Origin of the sequence: Bradyrhizobium sp. 61 (assembly GCF_023073075.1) — a bacterium.
GTDB lineage: Bacteria > Pseudomonadota > Alphaproteobacteria > Rhizobiales > Xanthobacteraceae > Bradyrhizobium > Bradyrhizobium barranii.
This window is the reverse complement of the sequence record NZ_JADPIU010000015.1, coordinates 82,953-103,116: the sequence shown is the minus strand read 5'-3', so window position 1 is coordinate 103,116 and position 20,164 is coordinate 82,953. Positions and strand designations below refer to the sequence as shown.

Here is a 20,164-nt window from a genome sequence, read left to right as displayed (position 1 = left end):
GATCGAGGATACGAACGCATGTCTGATGCGGCTGCGACACTCACGCAGGACCGGCAGAAGCTGGAGATGGCGGCCCTATCGGCGCCGGCCGTGGTCTTCACGGTCGCGATGATCGCGTTTCCGGTCGTCTATACGATCTGGCTCGGCTTCCAGACCTTCTCCTCGGCCGGCAAGCAGTCTTTCGCGGGCCTCGCCAATTATTCGAAGCTGATCTCCGATTACGAATTCTGGCACGGGCTGTGGATCACCATTGCGCTATTCGTGCTGTCGCTGGTGCTGCAGCTCGTCTTCGGCGTCTGGCTGGCGCTGGTGCTGTTCCACGCCAAGCGGCTGCCAGGCATCGTGCGCTCGCTGTTCATTTCGCCCTTCATGATGCCGCCGGTGGTGGCGGGCATGATGTGGCTGGTGATCCTCGATCCGTCGCTCGGTGCTGCCAACTATATCCTCCAGTCGTTCGGCCTGCCGCCGTCGGACTGGCTGGCCTCGCCGACCTGGGTCATTCCGACCGTGGCTCTGATCGACAGTTGGCAGTGGACGCCTTATGTCGCCCTGATCGTGCTGGGCGGCCTGCAATCCCTGCCGCCGAGCGTCTACGAGGCCGCGCAGATCGACGGCGCGTCGCCATTCAGGACTTTCCAGCGCATCACGCTGCCGCTGCTGCTGCCGACCATCGTCACCGCGGCGATCCTGCGCAGCGTCGATCTGCTGCGCTTCTTCGACATCATCTACATCACGACCCAGGGCGGCCCGGGCAACGCCTCGAACACGCTCAACATCTACGGCTTCCGGGTCGGCTTCGAATTCTTCAACATCGGCTATGCCAGTGCCCTGATGCTGACGCTGACGGCGATCGTGTTCGGCGCCGTGCTCGCCTTCAATCGCCTCCGCGGCGCGGTGGCCTGGTGATGTCATGAACGATGCCGCCAACACCGACCGCTGGATCCGCTGGCTCAACACGGTGCAGCTCCTGCTCGCCGGCGTGCTCATCATGGCGCCGACGGTCTGGATGGTGCTGTCCTCGTTCAAGCCGTCGTTCGAGGTCACCGCGTATCCGCCGACGCTGAGCTTCTCGCCGACGCTGGAAAACTATGTCGAGCTGACCAGGACCACGCCGTTCCTCAGCTACGCGCTCAACAGTCTCATTGTCACCGTTGGCTCGACCGCACTCGGTCTGCTGTTTGGAATTCCTGCTGCCTTCGCGGTCTCCTGGACGCGGATTTCGTGGCCGGCCATCCTGACGCTCGCCGCGCGCATGGCGCCCGGAACGTTGTTCCTGCTGCCGTGGTACGTGATGTTCCGGCAGGTCGGCATGATCGGCTCCTACACCGCGCTGATCCTCAGCCATGCCGTCATCACGCTGCCGATCGTGATCTGGGTTTTGTTGCCGTCCTTCGACGGCATTCCGCGCAGCGTGTTCGAGGCGGCGCAAGTGGATGGATGCAGCGTCACGCGCATCCTCTGGCGCATCGCGCTGCCGCTGGTGGCGTCAGGCGTCGCCGTCTCGGCGATCCTCGCCTTCGTGTTTTCGTGGAACTACTTCCTGTTTGCGCTGGTGCTCTCCAACGGCGACACCAAGACGCTGATCGCGGCGGCCTTCAACTTCATCGGCGAAGGCTCGACGCAATGGGGCGCCCTCATGGCGGCTGCAACGCTGATCGCGTTGCCGCCGCTGGTGCTGGCGGCCCTGGTTCAGCGTTGGCTGGTGTCCGGACTGACGCTCGGTGCGGTGAAAGGCTAGGTATCGAAATGAACGTGTCGCCCCGTCCGAATTCGATCATGCAGGCCGCGGTCTTCCACGGCCATGACCGCATCACCATCGAGCGCGTCGCGATGCCCGATGTCGGCCCAGGTGAAGTGCTGGTCCGCGTCTCGCGCACCGCGCTGTGCGGTTCCGACTTCAAGCTCTGGCACAAGGGCGCCGAGTTCACCGCCGGCCATGAGATCTTTGGCGTGGTCGAGCAGCCCGGTCATCGCCTGCACGGTCGCCGCTGCGCCGTCTATATCCCCTTGCACTGCGGTCACTGCGCCGCTTGCAAGCGCGGCGATACCCAGATGTGCCTGGAAGTCTCCAGCCTGATCGGCTGGAACAGGCCGGGCGGTTATGCCGAATATGTGCCGGTGCCAGAGAACTGCCTGCTGCCGGTGCCTGACGATATCGAGGACAGCCTTGCGCCGCTGCTGCTCGACACCATCGGCACGTCGGGCCACGCCGTGCGCTTCGTCAGCCGCGTCGTGCCGCCGAACGAGGCGGGGCCGGTCCTCGTGATGGGCGCGGGGCCCGTCGGCCTCGGCGTCGTGCTGGCGCTCTACGCGCTCGGCTACGACGACATCTATGTTGCCGATCCCAACGCGGCACGGCTGAAGATCGCACAGTCTTTTGGCGCAAAGGCGCACCCGGTCGGAGATACCTCGAAGCGCTTCGCCCTCATCATGGAATGCTCCGGTGCACATGCCGCGCGCAACCTCGGCATCGAGCTGGTCCTGCCGCGCGGTGCGCTGGTGCTGGTCGGCGAGAACGCCGCGCCCTGGACCATCGAGGAAGGCAAGGTCTTCCGCCGCAAGGACTTTTACATGATCCGGACCTTCTACTTCCCGGTCTCGGATTTCGAGCCGAATGTCGAACTGCTGCGCAAATACAAGGACGAGTACCGCGTCCTGGTCGATGGCGAGTTCGGCCTGTCGGCTCTGCCAGAGAATTTCGCCCGCTTCGCCAAGGGCGAGCTGATCAAGCCCGTGCTGGCACTGGACTGAGCGATCATGGCTTCGATCTCGATCCGCAACCTCACCAAGCGCTACGGCAATTTCACCGTGATCCCCGATCTCAATCTAGAGATCGCGGACCACGAATTCGTCGTGTTCGTCGGCCCGTCCGGCTGCGGCAAGTCGACCTTGTTGCGCATCATCGCCGGCCTCGAGCCGATTTCGTCCGGCGATCTCTACATCGGCGACAAGCGCGTCAACGGCGTCCAGGCTGCGCAGCGCGATATCGCGATGGTGTTCCAGGATTACGCGCTCTACCCGCACATGCGGGTCTACGACAATATGTCGTTTGCGCTGGAGCTGAGGGGCACGCCGAAGGCCGAGATCGACGCCCGCGTGAGGCGTGCGGCCGCACTGCTGCACATCGAGCCCTATCTCGACCGCAAGCCGAAGGAGTTGTCCGGCGGCCAGCGCCAGCGCGTCGCCATGGGCCGCGCCATCGTGCGCAATCCCAAGGCCTTTTTGTTCGACGAGCCGCTCTCCAATCTCGATGCGAAGCTGCGCGGGCAGGTGCGGGCGGAGATCAAGGCGCTGTCGCAGGAGCTCAAGACCACCATGGTCTTCGTGACGCATGACCAGATCGAGGCCATGACCATGGCCGACCGGATCGTCGTGCTCCAGAGCGGCACGATCCAGCAATACGATACACCGGAGACGGTTTACGAGCGGCCCGCCAACCAGTTCGTCGCCGGCTTCATCGGCTCGCCCGCGATGAATTTCTTCCCGGTCGAATGGCGTCAGGAGCGCGCGATCCTGTCGCAAGGCGGAACGGTGGTGCCGCTGGACGGCGAGACCGCTGGCTGCCTGAGCAAGGCCGGCAACGCCGTGCTGGGCATTCGCCCCGAACATTTTGCTGTGGCTGCGGATGCCGCTGATGGCATCGCGATCAACGTCAGGCTGGTCGAGCCGCTCGGCTCGGATACGCTGATCCATTTCGATCTCGCCGGCGGCTCCGCCATCGCGCGGGTCGATCCGGCGCTGCGGCCGAAGGTTGGTGATCGCATCAATCTGCGCCCGCAGCCGGGCAAGACGCATTTGTTCGCTGCATCCAACGGACAGGTCTTGCGGTGAGTGCGTCGGCAAACATCGGCGATCTCTCGGCGCTGGCCGACCTCGCGTCCGGCACGAAGCCCGTGCACGTGATCTGCCTCGGCCTGTCCGCGCTCGACCAGGTCTGGCGCGTCGATCGGCCGTTCGCGGGTGGAAGCGAGAAGATCAAGGCCGTCGAGTACGGCACGCTCGGCGGCGGCATGGCCGCCAATGCGAGCGTGGCCGTGGCAAAGCTCGGCGCGTCCGTCGCGTTCTGGGGGCGGGCAGGGAATGATACCGCCGGCCATGAGATGAAATCGGCCTTCACGGCCGAAGGCGTCGATGTCGAGAATTTCCGGCTGTTTCCCGACGGCCGCTCGTCCGTGTCCGGGGTCATCGTCGATAGCTCCGGCGAGCGGCAGATCGTCAATTTCCGCGGCCTTTATCCGGAAGCCGCGAACTGGCTTCCGCTCAAAGCCGTCGCGCGCGCATCCTCCGTGCTGGCCGATCCGCGCTGGGTGGAGGGAGCTGCGACGCTGTTCCGGGAAGCCCGATCGCGCGGCATTCCGACGGTGCTCGACGGCGACATGGCCGATGCCGAGGTATTCGAGCGGCTGCTGCCCTTGACCGATCACGCCATCTTCTCCGAGCCCGCGCTCGCCGCCTTTGCCGGCTCGGCCGAAGATAGATCTCTCGCAGCCCTTGCGCGCTTCGGCTGCCGCGTCATCGCCGTTACGCGCGGCGAGGGCGGCGTGAGCTGGTACGAGAATGGCCAACTGCACCGGCAGGTCGCCTACTGCGTCGACGTCGTCGACACCACAGGCGCGGGCGACGTCTTCCACGGCGCCTATGCGCTCGCAATCGGCGCCGGCCTCGACGTGCGCGCGGCCATGGCGTTCTCGGCGGCGACGGCCGCCATGAAATGCCGCCACGCCGGCGGCCGTAACGGAATCCCCGATATCAACGAGTGTCTTGTATTCATGAGGACGAAGCCATGAGAACGATTGGAAAGAACCGCGGCCTGGCACGGCTTGCTGACGCGGATGGCCATTTTCGCATGGTCGCGCTGGATCAGCGGCCGCCATTGTTCGATGCCATTGCAAAGGCGAAGGGGATCACGCGGGACCAGGTCGAATATTCCGACGTCACGGCGGCCAAGCGTCTTCTGGTCGAGAACCTCGCGCCGCATTGCAGCTCGATGCTGTTCGACCCGAACTTTGCCGTGCCTGCCGCGATCGATCTGTTGCCGCCGCGCTGCGGCCTGATCATGACGCTGGAAGAGCACCGCGTTGAGGAAACCGCGGGCGGCCGCAAGTCGCGCGCGATCACCAATTGGAGCGTGGAAAAGATCCGCGCCATGGGCGGCGACGCCGTCAAGGTGCTGGCCTGGTACCGGCCGGACGCCGATGCCGCGGTGAACGAGCACCAGAAGCGTTTCGTGCGCGAAATCGGCGAAGACTGCGCCCGTCACGATATCCCGTACGTGCTCGAATTGCTGGTCTACCCGTTCCTCGGCAGCGCCAATCACACGGCCGATTACGTGGAATCGCCCGGCAAGCTCCCGGGCCTCGTCATCGACAGCGTGCGCGAATTCGCAAAGCCTGAATACGGCGTCGATCTCCTCAAGCTGGAGAGCCCGCTTGCAGCCAACAGCCTGCCGGCGCGTGACGGCAGCACGGAAGCAAAGGCCGCGCAGAAGGAGTTCGATGCGATCGGTGATATCTGCCGCGAACGCAGCATCCCCTGGGTGTTGCTGTCGGGCGGCGCTGCGCCTGAAAAGTTCGAGCGCGTGCTCGACTACTCCTATGCCGCAGGCGCAAGCGGTTTCCTGGCGGGCCGCACCATCTGGCTGGATGCCGTCCTGAAGAACTTTCCGGATCGCGCAGCGGTGTCGGCTAGCCTGCGCAAGGATGGCCTCGGGGTGCTGGAACGGCTCAATCAGCTGACCACGGCCAAGGGCACGCCGTGGAAGGCGCGCTTCCCGGTGTTCGCTGATATCAAGCAGGAAGGTGACTTCGCGCGCGCCTACTGAGATGGTAACGGTCCCGCGTGGTCTCAACTCGGTCGCAGGGCCTGCAAGATGACGACTGACAGCTTCACCATCCGCTCGATCGAGGCGTTCTGCTATCGCTATCCCTTGGCGACGCCGGTGGTGACGTCGTTCGGCAGGATGCTCAACCGTCCGGCCGTCTTCGTTCGCGCGCTCGACGAGGACGGTGTCGAGGGATGGGGCGAAGCCTGGTCCAACTTTCCTGCACCGGGCGCCGAGCACCGTGCCCGGCTTGTCAACGAAGTGCTCGCTCCGGGCCTTGCCGGGCGCAGGTTCGACAGTCCCGCCCAGGCTTTCGAGGTCCTGACGAAGGGTACCGAAGTGCTGGCGCTTCAATGCGGCGAGCCCGGTCCGTTCGCGCAGGCGATTTCGGGCATCGATCTCGCGCTGTGGGATCTCTCCGCGCGCCGGCAGCGCTTGCCGCTGTGGCGGCTTCTCGGTGGGCAGTCGCGCAGGATCAAGGTCTATGCCAGCGGCATCAATCCGGGCGGCGCCGCGCAGACGGCCGAAGCCGCGCTCGCGCGTGGCCATCGCGCGTTGAAGCTGAAGGTCGGTTTCGGTGCCGAGACCGATCTCGCCCATCTGGCCGCGCTGCGCGCGATCGTCGGTGCGGGCATGCTCGCCGCCGATGCCAATCAGGGCTGGTCGGTCGATCAGGCGCTGGAGATGCTGCCGCGGTTGGCCGCGTTCGATCTGCGCTGGCTGGAGGAGCCCATCCGGGCCGACCGGCGGCGCGCGGAATGGCGCCGGCTGCGGGCAGCCGCGACGATGCCGATTGCCGCGGGCGAGAACATTTCGAGCGACGAGGGATTCAAGGACGTCCTGGCCGAAGACGTGCTCGGCGTCGTTCAGCCCGACATCGCGAAATGGGGCGGGCTGAGCGCATGCGCCGGCCTCGCGCGCGACATTCTGAAGGCGGGCAAGACGTTCTGCCCGCATTATCTCGGCGGCGGCATCGGACTGCTCGCCTCGGCGCATCTGCTGGCAGGCATCGGCGGCGACGGCTGGCTCGAGGTCGATGCCAACGACAATCCGCTGCGCGACCGGTTCTGCGGTGCCGTTGCCAATGTCACTGATGGTACGATCGTCCTCGGCGAGGAACCGGGGCTCGGATTCACGCCCGACCTGTCGGGAATCGCGAACTATCGCAGCCTGTAGACGGCTGCGACACCTGCGTCGTCGGGCGCCGCGCAGGCCAGTTTCCCCTTGCGTTCTATTCCTCGTCGCGGAAAGCTGCCGGCGAGACGGGAAGCCGCCTTCACATTTCATAGCGATGGCCGGAGCCATGTCTCGCCGAGCTTGAAAATCAAAGTTCGTTCTGCTCATTAGGGATCTGCAATTGCGCTGCAACATGCGCAAAAAGCCCATCGACTAAAGTCGATAGCCAGCGAGGAAACGAAAAAATGCGCAAGCTCACTTTGGCCATTGCCGTGATCGCCCCGATGCTCGGTCATGCCGCGTCGGCTGAGGACACCCTCAAGATCGGCTACATCGATCCGCTCTCCGGCGGTGGTGCCAGCGTCGGCGAGGGTGGTCTGAAGACATTCCAGTATCTGGCCGACGAGCTCAACGCCAAGGGCGGCATTCTCGGCCACAAGATCGAGATCGTGCCGCTCGACAACAAGACCAATCCGCAGGAAAGCCTGGTGCAGGCCCAGAAGGCGATCGACGCCGGGGTCCACTACATCACGCAAGGCAACGGCTCGTCCGTCGGCGCGGCGCTGTCGGATTTCGTCACCAAGAACAACACGCGCAATCCCGGCAAGGAAGTGCTGTACTTCAACTACGCCGCCGTCGATCCCAGCCTGACCAACGAGAAGTGCAGCTACTGGCATTTCCGCTGGGATGCGAGCTCCGACATCAAGATGGAGGCGCTCACCAACTACATGAAGGACACCGCCTCGATCAAAAAGGTGTACCTGATCAACCAGGACTATTCGTTCGGTCAGTCCGTCCGCTCCGACGCGCGCAAGATGCTCGGCGCCAAGCGGCCCGACATCCAGATCGTCGGCGACGAGCTGCATCCGCTGCTGAAGGTCACCGATTTCTCGCCCTATATCGCCAAGATCAAGGCGTCCGGCGCCGACAGCGTCGTCACCGGCAACTGGGGCCAGGACTTCGCGCTGCTGCTCAAGGCTGCCGCTGACGCCGGCCTGAAGGTCAACTGGTACACCTATTATGCCGGTGGCGCCGGCGGCCCCACTGCCGTCAAGCAGACCGGTCTCGATCATCAGGTCTTCCAGATCACCGAAGGCTTTGCGAATTCCGGCAACAAGACCGCGATGGATTACGAGAAGGCGTTCCGCGCCAAGGTCAATCTGTCGCTGTGGTACCCGCGTGCGGTCAACGAGATGCGCATGTTCAAGGCGGCTGCCGAGAAGGCCAACTCGATCGATCCCGTGAAGGTGGCGGCGGCGCTCGAGGACCTGAAGTTCGAGGTCCTGGACGGCGGCCAGGGCATCATGCGCAAGGACGACCACCAGTTCCTCCAGCCGATCTACATTTCCTCCTTCGGCAAGCTGACCGAGAACGAGCCGTTCGACGAGGAGAGCACCGGTTGGGGCTGGCACCTCGTCTCCAAGGTCGACACGGCGCAGGCCATGGTCCCCACGACCTGCAAGATGACGCGGCCGTAATCACGACATCCGTCGTTTTCCCGCGGCCGACATCGGTCGCGGGAAGGCGGTGGCCGGACTATTCTTGATTGGGCGATGTTCACCGGGGCCATCAGGCCCCGGATAGAGACGAGTGCGCTGTGCTTGAACTCATTGTCATTTCGACCCTGAACGGCGTGCTGTTCGGCATGCTGCTCTTCCTGCTGTCGAGCGGGCTGACCGTCATCTTCAGCATGATGGGCGTGCTCAATTTCGCGCATGCCAGCTTCTACATGCTCGGCGCCTTCTTCGGCTTCCAGCTCACCAAGTGGATCGGCTTCTGGCCGGCGCTGGTGCTGGCGCCGCTGCTGGTCGGCGCCATCGGCATGGCGGTGGAGCGCTACGGCCTGCGCAACACCCACAAGCACGGCCATGTCGCGGAATTGCTCCTGACCTTCGGTCTGGCTTTTGCGATCGAAGAAATCGTGTCGATGATCTGGGGCAAGAGCCCGGTCGACTATCGCGTGCCATCGTTGCTCGACTTCCCTGCCTTCACGATCTTCTCGACTAACTATCCCGCCTACAAGATCTTTATGCTGGCCGTGTCGGTCGTGATCTTCGTGGCGCTGCTGGTCGTGCTCAAGCGCACCCGCGTCGGCCTGATCGTGCAGGCGGCGCTGACGCATCCGCACATGGTCGGGCATCTCGGTCACAATGTCGGGCGCGTGTTCATGGTGGTGTTCGGCGTCGGCAGCGCGCTCGCCGGCATTGCCGGCGTCATTGCCGGTCCGGCCCTGGTGACGCAGTCGGACATGGCCGCAGCACTCGGGCCCATCCTGTTCGTCGTCATCGTGTTCGGTGGCCTCGGCTCCTTGCCCGGCGCTTTCATCGCCTCGCTCGTCATCGGCCTGGTGCAGACCTTTGCGGTGGCGCTGAACGGCTCGCTGGCGAGTGCGTTCGGACCGCTCGATCCGTCGACGGGACCGTCGGTCCTCACCGACATCTGGAACGTCACGATCGCGCAGGTCGCGCCGATCGTCCCCTATATGCTGCTGGTGCTCATTCTGATCGTTCGCCCCATGGGCCTGATGGGGACGCGCGAGTCATGACCGCCAAACCGATTTCGGCATCGAAGCCCGCCGGCGACGGCCTGCGCTTCTACGGCGTCTGGCTGATCGGCATCGCCGTGCTGATCGTCCTGCCGCTGATCTTCTCCTCCGGCGGCTCGCTGACGTCGTTCAGCCTGATCGGCATCGCGATCGTTTTCGCGCTCTCCTACAACATCCTGCTCGGCCAGACCGGCCTGCTGTCGTTCGGTCACGCCGTGCATTACGGCCTCGGCGGCTTCGCGGCCTGCCACATGATGAATGCGGTGGTGTCGCACGGCTGGCCGATCCCGCTGCCGTTCATTCCGCTGTTCGGCGGGATCGGTGGTCTCGTCTTCGCTGTCATCATCGGCTGGGTCATGACCAAGCGCGCCGGCACCGTGTTCGCGATGATCTCGCTCGGCATCGGCGAATTGGTGGCGTCGTCCTCACTGATCCTGCGCTCGGTGTTCGGCGGCGAGGCCGGCATCACCACGGATCGCACGGCGTTGCCCAAGATGTTCGGCTGGTCGTTCGGGCCGCAGCTTCAGGTCTATTATCTGATCGCGTTCTGGCTGGTGCTGTCGGCCATCGTGATGTACGCGCTGACCCGGACGCCCCTGGGACGGATCAGCAATGCCGTCCGCGACAATCCCGAGCGTGTCCAGTTCATCGGCTACGATCCTCACGTCGTTCGCTATCTCGCCTATTGCTTTGCCGGGTTCTTCGCGGGCGTCGCCGGCGGCCTGACCGCGATCAATTTCGAGATCGCGAACTCCGCGCTGCTCGGTGCGATCCAGTCCGGTCTGGTGCTGTTCTCCACCTTCATCGGCGGCATCGCCTATTTCTTCGGGCCGATCCTCGGCGCGATCCTGGTGACCTATCTCCAGCTCGGGCTGACAGGCCTCACCAGCGTCTGGCAGCTCTATTTCGGCATCATCTTCATCGGCATCGTGATGTTCGCGCCGGGCGGTATCGCCGGCCTGTTGATGATGCACCGGCCGCTGGTTCGCGCCGGAACGCTGTGGACGGTGATCCCGTCCTATCTCGTCGCTGTTGTGCCGACCCTAGCACTCGCCTGCGGCGTCATCCTCACCATCGAGACGGTCGCGCGCTATTCCGGCGGCGACCCGATCAACCTGTTTGGCATTCCCTTCAACGCGAAATCGCCCGTGACGTGGATTTCCGCAGCAGTTCTCGTCGTCGGCGGTGCGTTCGTCGCGCGGCTGAGCTGGCGGAGGATCGCGGATGCGTGGGACAGGGCTGCGACGGTCGCCCGTGACCGGGGGTATTTGGCATGACCGTGGCCATCGAAGTCCGCGCCGTCGAAAAGCGCTTCGGCAATGTCGGCATCATCCGCGACCTCAACCTCAGCGTCGCGAAAGGCGAGCGTCACGCCGTCATCGGTCCGAACGGCGCGGGGAAATCCACGACGTTCAATCTGATCAGCGGCCACATCAAGCCGACCTCGGGCGAGGTGAAGCTGAACGGCGATGTGATCTCCGGCCTGCGGCCGTTCGAGATCAACCGGCGCGGCCTGTCGCGCTCGTTCCAGGTCACCAACGTGTTCGCCCGCATGTCGGTCTGGGAGAACGTCCGCTGCGCCGTGCTGTGGGCGACGGGACACCGCTACGCTTTCTGGAAGAACGTCGACAGCCTGCCGGAAGTGCGCGAGCGCACGGCCCAGATCCTGGACGACATCCATCTCACGCACCGGCGCGATGTTCCGGCGGGACTTCTGACCTACGCCGAGCAGCGCGAGCTCGAGATCGGCATCACCATCGCGAGCGGGGCCACGGTCGTCATGCTCGACGAGCCGACCGCTGGCATGAGCCACGCCGAAACCGACCGCGCGGTGTCGCTGATCCGGCGGCTGACCGAGGGCAAGACCCTGGTCATCGTCGAGCACGACATGAGCGTCGTGTTCGGCCTTGCCGACCGCATCTCCGTGCTGGTCTACGGCCACATCATCGCCTCGGGCACGCCGGAAGAGATCCGGCGCGATCCGAAGGTCAAGGAAGCCTATCTCGGCGAGGAAGCGCATTGATGCTCGAGGTCAGGGATCTCCACGCCTATTACGGCAAGAGCCACATCCTCCAGGGCGTCGACCTTGACGTCGCCGCGGGCGAGGTCGTGAGCCTGCTCGGCCGCAACGGTGTCGGCCGCTCGACCACGGTCAAGGCGATCATGGGCGAGGTCGCGCCGCAAGGCACGATCCGCTTCAAGGGCAAGGACATCGCCGGCCTTCCCAGCTACAAGATCGCGCACCTCGGCCTCGGCTATGTGCCCGAACATCGCGATATCTTCCCGAGCCTGACGGTTCGCCAAAACCTCCTGCTCGGCGTCAAGGACACGCGCCGCCCCGGCAAATGGCGGCTTCAGGACATGCTCGACATGTTCCCCAATCTCGCCGCGCGTGCCGATACGGCCGCGGGCGTGCTGTCGGGCGGCGAGAAGCAGATGCTCACGACCTGCCGGACGCTGATGGGCGATCCGGACCTGATCATGATCGACGAGCCGACCGAAGGTCTGGCACCGTTGATCGTGCAGCAGGTCGGCGATCTCATTGCGCGCATCGCGCAGGCCGGTGTCGCCATCCTGCTCGTCGAGCAGAAATTGTCCATCGCGATGCGCATCTCCAAGCGCGTCTACATCATGGGCCACGGCCGCGTCGTGTTCGAGGGGACGCCGGACGAGCTCAAGGCCAATGCCGCCGTGCGGCAGGAATGGCTTGAGGTCTGACGCATGGCTCGAGGTCTGACGCTCACATTGTCGTGTGACGCGCGCGTAAAATAGAACGGCTGCAAGCCGCGCATACGCATCTGAATTCTTCGCTACATCTCACGCTTCATAATCAAGGTATCGTCGCGCTCGCCGGCATCGCAATCGATGCGGCCGATGATAACCAAGAAGAAAGTGGAGGGCGCCGGCGGCAGCTGTGAGCTCGCGCGTCGATGCGTCTTGCCCGGGAAGGAGATGCCGAGCATGTCGGGAAGACAACTGGTCCGTGGAGTCGTTGCTCTGCTTGCGGCGCTGGGCGCCGCTTCGGCCGCGACGGCCGGAAACTACGACACCGGCGCGACCGACACGTCGATCAAGCTCGGGCAGACCATGCCCTACTCGGGACCGGCCTCCGCCTATTCCGCGATTGGCCGCGCCGAGATCGCCTATTTCAAGATGCTCAACGACAAGGGCGGCATCAACGGCCGCAAGGTCGAGCTGCTCAGCATGGACGACGGTTATTCGCCGTCGAAGACGGTCGAGCAGGTTCGCCGCCTCGCCGAGAGCGACGAGGTGCTGGCGATGTTCTCGATGCTCGGCACCGGTCCCAACATCGCCGCGCAGAAATACCTCAACGCCAAGAAGATCCCGCAGCTGTTCCCGTCGAGCGGCGCCAGCCGCTGGAACGATCCGCAGCATTTTCCCTGGACCACCGGTTCGCAGCCGACCTACCGGACGGAAGGCCGCGTCTATGCCAAGTGGATTCTTGCGAACAAGCCGAATGCCAAAATCGCCGTCATCACGCCGAACGAAGATCCCGGGCGCGACTATCTCGCAGGCTTCAAGGAAGGGTTAGGGGAGCACGTCAACCAGATCGTGTCCGAGGCCACCTACGAGACATCGGATCCGACCGTGGACTCCCAGATCGTCAAGTTCAAGGCCGCCGGCGCCGACGTTGTTTTCAACGAGTGCACGCCGAAATTCGCAGCGCAGGCCATCAAGAAAATCGCCGAGCTCGGCTGGAAGCCGCAGATCATCCTTCCCGCCGTTTCCAACTCCGTCGGCTCCGTGCTGGTGCCGGCCGGGCTCGACAATTCCGTCGGCATCGTCACCGGTGCTTTCCAGAAGGATCCCGGTGATCCGCGCTGGGAGAATGATTCCGGCATGAAAGCCTGGCGCGAATGGATGAAGACGTACAATTCGGGCGCCGATCCGGCCGACGTCTTCAACGTCACCGGCTACACCATGGCGCAGATCATGGAGCTGGTGCTGCAGCGCGCCGGCAACGACCTCACGCGCGCCAATTTGATGAAGCAGACGCAGTCGTTCAGGGACGTCGAGCTGCCGATGCTGCTGCCGGGCATCAAGCTCAACACCTCGGCCGAGCAGGTGACGCCGATCCGGCAGTTGCAGATGGCGCGCTTCAACGGCAAGTCCTGGGAGCTGTTCGGCGACGTGATCGGCGAATAGGATCGACGCAGTGTGACGGGCGGGCTGGCACCAGCCTGACCCGCCTGTCTTATCCCACAGTTGCTTCCTCCAACGACAGTGAAACGACGATGACACCGACCGGTCCCCTCAGCGGTATCCGCGTTCTCGATCTGACGAGCGTGCTGTTCGGCCCCTACGCCGCGCAGATGCTCGGCGACTGGGGCGCCGATGTCATCAAGGTCGAGCCGCCCGCGGGCGACACCTGGCGCTACACCGGCGTGTTCCGGAACCGCGGCATGAGCGGCCAGTTCATGGCCGTCAACCGCAACAAGCGCAGCCTCGCGCTCGACCTGAAGCATCCGGACGGCAAGGCGGCGCTGGCAAAACTGATCCCGACGGTCGATGCGCTCGTCACCAATGTGCGACCCGCGGCGATGGCGCGGCTCGGCTTCGGTTACGAGTCCTGCGCAAAGCTCAATCCGCGGCTGATCTATGCCGCGGCGACCGGCTTCGGCCAGGACGGGCCGTGGGCGGCGCGCCCCGCATTCGACGAGATCATCCAGGCGGCTTCAGGCCTTGCGTCATCGATCGGATCGGACGAGGAGCCGGAATTCGTTCCGAGCCTGATCGGCGACAAGATCTGCGCGATGGCGATGGTCGGCGCGGTGTCCGCGGCCTTGTTCCGGCGCGAGCGCAGCGGGCAGGGCCAGATGGTCGAAGTCCCCATGCTGGAAACCATCGCCGGCTTCAACAGTATCGAGATGCTGGGCGGGCACGCGTTCGATCCGCCGATCGGCCCGACCGGCTACAAGCGGATGAAGAACCGGCGCCCGGTGCAGACCAAGGATGGTTGGCTGACGATGCTGCCTTACTCCGGAGACAATTGGTGCGCGTTCTTCGAGGCTGTCGGCCGCCCCGGGCTGATCGAGGAGCTTGGGGTGCGCGATCCCGTGCTTCGTTCCCAGAACATCGACAAGGTCTACGACCGCATGAGCGAGATCGGGCCGACCCGCACCACCGCGGAGTGGGAGGAATTGCTGCTGCGGCTGGACGTGCCGCACACCGCCTTCGCCCGGCTCACCGAGATCGGCGAGCAGCCGCATCTCGCCGCCGACGCATTGTTTGCGGATCTCGATCATCCGACCGAAGGCCGAATCCGGCAGGCGCGGCCCGCGACGAAATTCTCGGAAAGCCCGGCCGGCATCCATCGCATGGCGCCGCGCCTCGGCGAGCATTCGCGTGAGGTGTTGCGCGAGGCGGGCCTGAGTGATGCGGAAATCCAGGCCGCGGTGGATAGCAAGGCGGTCGGGGTCGCGTCTTGAGCCGCGGCGTTCGGGAACCGCATCTCTGTGATGACGGTCACATCCTGCTGGCGCGGGCGGGTCTAGCGTAGGTCTGTTCATCTTCGCCCCGGATGCGGTCATGACCACCACCGACTTTGCCTTCGTTCTGCGCAGGCTGGGCCTTGCTGCCGCCCTCATCTGCGTCCTCCTGAGCCTTACCGTGTTCGCGGTCCTGCTAATCGTGGAGCACGAACCGGTCGGGCAGGCTGCCGCGCACGCTCTGCCGCTCATGGTGTATGCGCTGTTCGGCCTGTTCGGCGCTGCAATGACCCGGCTGATCGGGCGCCGTACCCACTAACCGGACATTGTGCCGCAGCGATTCGTGACCAGCCCCGGGCCAGCTCCGGCCCCAGCCCACCTTCCGCCCGCGCGAGCCCTCGTATATGAGAGATTTGCCGCCTGATAGGTCCGAATATTGCCGGATACGGAACGCAAGGTGGCTGCGAATTCTTAATTCAAAGATCGCAATCTGACGTGATCGACGTAAGGCGCGGACTGGTACTGGACCGGGGAATGGCATGAAAGACCTGATGACGACGGCGCAATCCACCACGGCGATGCGGCGTTGGCGGCCCCCCGGACTTGTTGCGCTCGCAACGGCCGTTGCCCTGACGGCGCTGAGCGGAAGCGCCGAGGCGGCCAAGCAGGCCCGCCAGCCGGCCGAGGCGGTGGCGCCGCGCGAGGCCGGCGAGCCGATCATGGCGATCGTGTCGATCAAGAGCCAGCAGGTCACTTTCTACGATTCCGACGGCTGGATTCTGCGCGCGCCGGTGTCCACCGGCACCACCGGGCGCGAGACGCCGGCCGGCGTCTTCGCCATCGTCGAGAAGGACAAGGACCACCGCTCGACCATGTATGACGATGCCTGGATGCCCAACATGCAGCGCATCACCTGGAACGGCATCGCGCTGCATGGCGGGCCGCTGCCCGGCTATGCCGCTTCGCACGGCTGCGTGCGGATGCCCTTCGGCTTTGCCGAGGGCCTGTTCGACAAAACCAACATCGGCATGCGCGTGATCATCTCGCCGAACGACGCGGCCCCGATCGATTTCACTCATCCCTCGCTGTTCGTGCCGAAGCGCGAGGCCATCGCGGCCGTGCCGAACCGGTCCGACAAGCTCTCCGCTGAAGCCGAGGAGGCGATCCAGGCTGCCGCCGAGGCCAAGAAGGCTGCGGCCGCGGCCGCGAAGGAGGCCGCGTCGCTTCCCGCATCGCTGCGCAAGCTGGAACAGCAGAAGGCCAAGGCCGACGCCGAGCTCGCTTTCGCCGACAAGAAGATCGCGGCCGCCAAGACCGATCAGGCGCGGGCGCAGGCCGAGGAGCTGAAGCAGAAGGTTGCGACCAAGGCCGCCGACGCTGCGTCGGCGCTCGATGCCGCCAAGGCCGCCGCACAGCCGAAGCGCGACGCCGTTGCCGCCACCAAGGAGGCGGCAAAGGTCGCGGCAACCAGGAAGGCCGATGCCGTGACGGCTGCGACCGACGCCAAGCTCGCGCTTGAGCCGGTGTCCGTTTACATCAGCCGCGCGACGCAGAAGCTCTACGTGCGGCGGAACACGCACAAGCCGGCGCCGGACGGCGGCGGCGAAGTGTTCGACACCAGCATCGAGGTGCCCGTCACCATCCGCAATCCCGACCAGCCGCTCGGCACGCATATCTTCACCGCGATGGCGAAGGCCGATACCGGCCTGCGCTGGAGCGTGGTCACGATCGAGAACGGCGACGACGCCAAGGACGCGCTCGATCGCATCACCATTCCGCAGGACGTCTGGGATCGCATCGGGCCGACGGCATTGCCGCGTTCGTCGATCGTGATTTCGGACGAGCCGCTGAGCGCCGAGACCAATTACCGCACCGAGTTCGTCGCGGTGCTGAGCAATCATCCGCAGGGCGGCTTCATCACCCGCAAGCCGACCGCGCCGCCGCCGATGGAAATGGCAAGCGATGACAGCTGGGGCAATGGCGGCAACGGCTTCGGCTTCTTCTTCCAGCAGCAGCCGAACCCGCAGCCCGTCAATCCGCGCCGCCGCGGCCAGTATCAGTATTATCAGCCGGCGCAGCCGATGCAGCGGGGCTTCTGGTAGGACGGCGCGCCGCGCTGGGCCGCGTCATCGCCTGAGCTGAAGATATCTGTCGTCGGCGACCGCAGCGGCGCCGACGACGGGCATTCCGGCTGTCTACTGTGGACCCGTCGACATGCCCTGCAACTGCCGAAGCGGATTGAGCGGGCCAAGCGGGATCAGCTCGAAGCTCATGAGATGAGCCTGCCCCAGGGGCAGCTTTTCGAGCATGTCATGAGCGGCCGCGATATCCGTGACGTTCAGGATGAACGCGACGCCGACACGATTTTGCAGCGAGTACCACTGGTCGATTTTGCCATCGAGATAGAGCTTCACCGTCTCGCGCACTTCCATCGGCAGGATGGCGCGCGCAGCGGCGACATCGGCGCCGGGGTTTACCGTGCCGATCGCGAGAATTCGGGTGGTCGGTGTCGGTGGCGTGGGTGACTGCGCGCGTCCGGGGACGGCGGAGGTCAGGCACAGGGCGAATGCCAGGAGACCGGCAGCGAGTGTAAGCTTCATTTGAAATCCTCCATGTTACGAGGTTTGCGCTCTTCATTTAGTCATGCTTCGCCGGCAGCGATTGCCGCACGTTGCATCGCCGCCGTGGTGCGGCGGCGATGCGGGCCGGTTCGGAAGGTTGATGGAAGCGTAGCGTGTCGGTCAGACGCGCGGTCACTTGCCCTGGATGAGCAAGCCCAGCGGCGCGAGCGGACCGACTTGCATCAGCTCGTAGGTGGCGAAGCCGTCGGTGACGAGCGGCAGTGCTTCGACGGTCGCCTTGGCCTGTTCGAGGGATTCGACGTTCATCAGGAAGACCACGCCTGGCTTGTCCTGGCGAAACCAGAACTGCTCGATCTTCCCGTCGAGATACAGCTTGAGCGTGGCCGGCACTTCCCTCGGCATGATCTGCTGCCGCTCCTCGGGTGTCGGTGCCTTGCCGATGTTACCGATGGCGATGACTTTCATGTGGGCTCCTTTGGATTGCTGCTTGTCAGTGGACGGCATCGGATCAAGGGCCTTCTGCAATATTGGCAGAAGCGCCATTTTTAGAGGCGTTTACGCCATCGATTCATCGAGCGAACATCTGGAATAGCATTGTTGGTTCAGATGATTACCCTTATCTATCGATCGCGATGAAGGCCTTCGTTCCGGTTGCCGTTGCCTCGCAAGCTAGGCTTGCTTCTGTTCGAACGGTATTGTCGTAAACGACAACTTTGAGAGCGTTTCCGCCATGCGCATTCAATTGCTCGCCCTGGAGGGATTTTGGGACACCGGGCTGACCGTGACGCTCGATGCGTTCACCATCGCCAACAATTTCGCAGCCGCTCAAACGGGCGGAGCGCCCCATTTCGATGTCTCAATTGTCGGCGTGCGGAAGAAGGTCCGATCCGGGCAGGGCTTTGCGATCCCCGTCAAATCGGTAGCGTCCGATCTGAAGCCGGACTGGGTCATCGTGCCGGCGTTGAATACGAGCCGGCCGGAACAGCTGATTCCGGCGCTCGACCGGCGCGATGTCAGAGAGGCAGTGAAACAGCTCCAGTCCTGGTACGCCGAGGGCGCGCGCATCGCCGCGTCCTGCATCGGCACCTTCGTGCTGGCGGAGGCGGGGCTGCTCGATGGACGGGACGCGACCACCACGTGGTGGCTGTCACCCTTGTTTCGCCAACGCTACCCCAATGTCCGTCTCGATGAGACACGCATGCTGGTGACATCGGACCGCGTCGTCACGGCGGGCGCTGCGATGGGGCATCTCGATCTTGCGCTGTGGTTCATACGCCAGGCGAGCCCCGAGCTCGCGGCCGTCGTGTCGCGCTATCTGCTCGCCGACCTGCGCTCCCTGCAGGCGCCCTTCATCATTCCCAATCACCTCGCGCAGGCCGATCCGCTCATCCAGCGTTTCGAGCGCTGGGCGCGCGAACATCTCAAGCAAGGGTTTTCGCTGCAGGAGGCCGCCAGTGCGCTCGCGACGAGCGCACGCACCTTGCAGCGCCGGTGCGAGTCGGTGCTCGGTAAGTCTCCGCTCTCCTACTTTCAGGATTTGCGAGTCGAGCGCGCGCAGTCGCTGCTGCATGGCAGCGGTCTCGACGTCGATGCGATCGCCGCCGAGGTCGGCTATGAGGACGGCGCGACGCTCCGGACGCTGTTGCGGGAACGGCTCGGACGCGGCGTGCGCGAGCTTCGCGCAAACCTGCGCTGAGGGTCCGCACCTACGGCCGCGCCTCGATCACGATCGCCTGGATCTTGCCTTCGACCGCTCCGGACCCGTGGCGCGATCGGAGCGCCTCGGCGACGAGGTCCGTCGCAGCCTGAAGCTTGCTCGCATCCCTGGCCTCGATCTCGTTTCGAAGCGGCGTTCCCTGGCAGTATGCGAACGCCACATATTCGGGCGTGGGTGCGCGGCTCACCGCAGCAAGCGTTTCGATCGAGATGTGGCGGAAGCCCGCTTGTTCCAGGTCGGCTCTGATAATGGCCTTGTCGTGATAGCCATGCGGCGTCCGCACCATGAAACGGGGCGGATCATCGGGAAACATTTTTCCGAGCGCGGCGGTGGCGTCGTCAGCGAACACGTTCTCCTCGATGCGGTCCCAGACGTTGAATACGAACGTGCCTTCCGGTCGCAACACCCGCTTTGCCTCGGCATAGCCTTTGACGCGGTCGGGAAAGAACATGACGCCGAACTGGCAGCAGACCGCGTCGAACGCGGCTTCGTCAAAGGGCAGGGCGGTGGCATCCGCCTGACGCCATGTCATGCGCGGGTCCTCACCCTGGCGCTGCGCCGCGATCGCGAGCATCGGCTCGTTGAGATCGGTTGCGACGTAACGGATGCCGGGAGGCAGCGCCGCGGTCACGGCCCGCGTAACGGCGCCGGTACCTGCCGCGGTTTCCAGTATTGTCGACGGGGAAAGAGCCGCGATACGCTTTGCGATGTCGGCGGCGTAGTGGGCAAAGATCAGCGGGACGAGATACTCGTCGTAGATCTTCGGGATCGAGCCGGCGAAAACCTTGTCAGTGTTGGACATGCTTGCCTCGCTGAAGGTTCGGACACGAGGTTCATGTTACCATGGATCGCGGTCGTACCGCATCTGCGGCT

Annotated in this window: 21 protein-coding genes; 17 read left to right on the top strand and 4 right to left on the bottom strand. The window is 64.6% G+C overall.

All coding sequences use genetic code 11. The features are described from left to right. The first annotated feature begins 18 nt into the window (after positions 1-18). The 12 genes from IVB46_RS07510 to IVB46_RS07455 all read left to right on the top strand — a co-directional run bounded on the left by IVB46_RS07510 (position 19) and on the right by IVB46_RS07455 (position 12,260). Complete coding sequence (locus IVB46_RS07510; RefSeq protein WP_247311716.1) at positions 19-906, top strand: sugar ABC transporter permease; 888 nt, start codon at positions 19-21, stop codon at positions 904-906. Between the two features lie 4 nt (positions 907-910). Continuing rightward, positions 911-1,738, top strand: a complete 828-nt coding sequence (locus tag IVB46_RS07505; protein WP_085403252.1) for a carbohydrate ABC transporter permease — start codon at positions 911-913, stop codon at positions 1,736-1,738. An 8-nt stretch (positions 1,739-1,746) separates the two neighbouring features. Continuing rightward, complete coding sequence (locus tag IVB46_RS07500; protein ID WP_247311719.1) at positions 1,747-2,751, top strand: zinc-binding dehydrogenase; 1,005 nt, start codon at positions 1,747-1,749, stop codon at positions 2,749-2,751. 6 nt (positions 2,752-2,757) lie between these two features. After that, positions 2,758-3,831, top strand: coding sequence for a sn-glycerol-3-phosphate ABC transporter ATP-binding protein UgpC (gene ugpC, locus IVB46_RS07495; RefSeq protein WP_247311722.1), 1,074 nt, complete (start codon positions 2,758-2,760; stop codon positions 3,829-3,831). Further along, entirely contained in the window at positions 3,828-4,787 is a 960-nt protein-coding gene (locus IVB46_RS07490) for a sugar kinase (protein WP_247311726.1), read from the top strand. Before ugpC ends, IVB46_RS07490 begins: the two co-directional genes overlap by 4 nt. Next, entirely contained in the window at positions 4,784-5,821 is a 1,038-nt protein-coding gene (locus IVB46_RS07485; RefSeq protein ID WP_085403256.1) for a tagatose 1,6-diphosphate aldolase, read from the top strand. Before IVB46_RS07490 ends, IVB46_RS07485 begins: the two co-directional genes overlap by 4 nt. Before the next feature lie 48 nt (positions 5,822-5,869). Beyond that, complete coding sequence (locus tag IVB46_RS07480; protein WP_247311729.1) at positions 5,870-6,997, top strand: mandelate racemase/muconate lactonizing enzyme family protein; 1,128 nt, start codon at positions 5,870-5,872, stop codon at positions 6,995-6,997. A 245-nt stretch (positions 6,998-7,242) separates the two neighbouring features. Beyond that, on the top strand, positions 7,243-8,475 hold the full coding sequence (locus IVB46_RS07475; RefSeq protein ID WP_247311732.1) for a branched-chain amino acid ABC transporter substrate-binding protein: 1,233 nt from the start codon (positions 7,243-7,245) through the stop codon (positions 8,473-8,475). Between the two features lie 119 nt (positions 8,476-8,594). Further along, positions 8,595-9,542 (top strand): branched-chain amino acid ABC transporter permease, encoded by a 948-nt coding sequence (locus IVB46_RS07470; protein WP_028158956.1) that lies wholly within the window; start codon positions 8,595-8,597, stop codon positions 9,540-9,542. Next, positions 9,539-10,819, top strand: coding sequence for a branched-chain amino acid ABC transporter permease (locus tag IVB46_RS07465; protein WP_247311735.1), 1,281 nt, complete (start codon positions 9,539-9,541; stop codon positions 10,817-10,819). The genes IVB46_RS07470 and IVB46_RS07465 overlap by 4 nt, the downstream gene beginning before the upstream one ends. After that, positions 10,816-11,565 carry an ABC transporter ATP-binding protein gene (locus tag IVB46_RS07460; RefSeq protein WP_247311738.1) on the top strand — a complete coding sequence of 250 codons (750 nt, stop codon included), beginning with the start codon at positions 10,816-10,818 and terminating at the stop codon, positions 11,563-11,565. Before IVB46_RS07465 ends, IVB46_RS07460 begins: the two co-directional genes overlap by 4 nt. Next, positions 11,565-12,260 carry an ABC transporter ATP-binding protein gene (locus IVB46_RS07455; protein WP_247311740.1) on the top strand — a complete coding sequence of 232 codons (696 nt, stop codon included), beginning with the start codon at positions 11,565-11,567 and terminating at the stop codon, positions 12,258-12,260. Before IVB46_RS07460 ends, IVB46_RS07455 begins: the two co-directional genes overlap by 1 nt. A 92-nt stretch (positions 12,261-12,352) precedes the next feature. Here IVB46_RS07455 and IVB46_RS07450 read toward each other — a convergent pair whose 3' ends face one another. After that, entirely contained in the window at positions 12,353-12,505 is a 153-nt protein-coding gene (locus IVB46_RS07450) for a hypothetical protein (protein ID WP_247311743.1), read from the bottom strand. Between IVB46_RS07450 and IVB46_RS07445 the strand changes: the two genes are divergently transcribed. From IVB46_RS07445 to IVB46_RS07430, 4 genes are all read left to right on the top strand, one after another. Continuing rightward, entirely contained in the window at positions 12,495-13,709 is a 1,215-nt protein-coding gene (locus tag IVB46_RS07445; RefSeq protein ID WP_247311746.1) for an ABC transporter substrate-binding protein, read from the top strand. The genes IVB46_RS07450 and IVB46_RS07445 overlap by 11 nt on opposite strands. An 89-nt stretch (positions 13,710-13,798) precedes the next feature. Then, entirely contained in the window at positions 13,799-14,992 is a 1,194-nt protein-coding gene (locus IVB46_RS07440) for a CoA transferase (protein WP_247342388.1), read from the top strand. Between the two features lie 100 nt (positions 14,993-15,092). Continuing rightward, a complete protein-coding gene (locus tag IVB46_RS07435; RefSeq protein ID WP_071916378.1) occupies positions 15,093-15,311 on the top strand; it encodes a hypothetical protein in 219 nt (72 codons plus the stop codon). Between the two features lie 220 nt (positions 15,312-15,531). Beyond that, positions 15,532-17,094: a L,D-transpeptidase gene (locus IVB46_RS07430; RefSeq protein ID WP_166349834.1), complete on the top strand. Its 1,563-nt coding sequence runs from the start codon at positions 15,532-15,534 to the stop codon at positions 17,092-17,094. 93 nt (positions 17,095-17,187) lie between these two features. Here IVB46_RS07430 and IVB46_RS07425 read toward each other — a convergent pair whose 3' ends face one another. Continuing rightward, positions 17,188-17,592: a hypothetical protein gene (locus tag IVB46_RS07425; protein ID WP_063985350.1), complete on the bottom strand. Its 405-nt coding sequence runs from the start codon at positions 17,590-17,592 to the stop codon at positions 17,188-17,190. Positions 17,593-17,745: 153 nt separating this feature from the next. Next, a complete protein-coding gene (locus IVB46_RS07420) occupies positions 17,746-18,039 on the bottom strand; it encodes a hypothetical protein (RefSeq protein WP_247311752.1) in 294 nt (97 codons plus the stop codon). A 265-nt stretch (positions 18,040-18,304) separates the two neighbouring features. Between IVB46_RS07420 and IVB46_RS07415 the strand changes: the two genes are divergently transcribed. Then, the gene (locus tag IVB46_RS07415) at positions 18,305-19,270 is read left to right on the top strand and encodes a helix-turn-helix domain-containing protein (protein ID WP_166349843.1); all 966 of its coding nucleotides are present in this window, start codon (positions 18,305-18,307) and stop codon (positions 19,268-19,270) included. A gap of 10 nt (positions 19,271-19,280) precedes the next feature. Here the strand turns inward: IVB46_RS07415 and IVB46_RS07410 are convergent, their stop codons facing one another. Next, positions 19,281-20,093 carry a class I SAM-dependent methyltransferase gene (locus tag IVB46_RS07410; RefSeq protein WP_247311755.1) on the bottom strand — a complete coding sequence of 271 codons (813 nt, stop codon included), beginning with the start codon at positions 20,091-20,093 and terminating at the stop codon, positions 19,281-19,283. Positions 20,094-20,164: the final 71 nt, after the last annotated feature.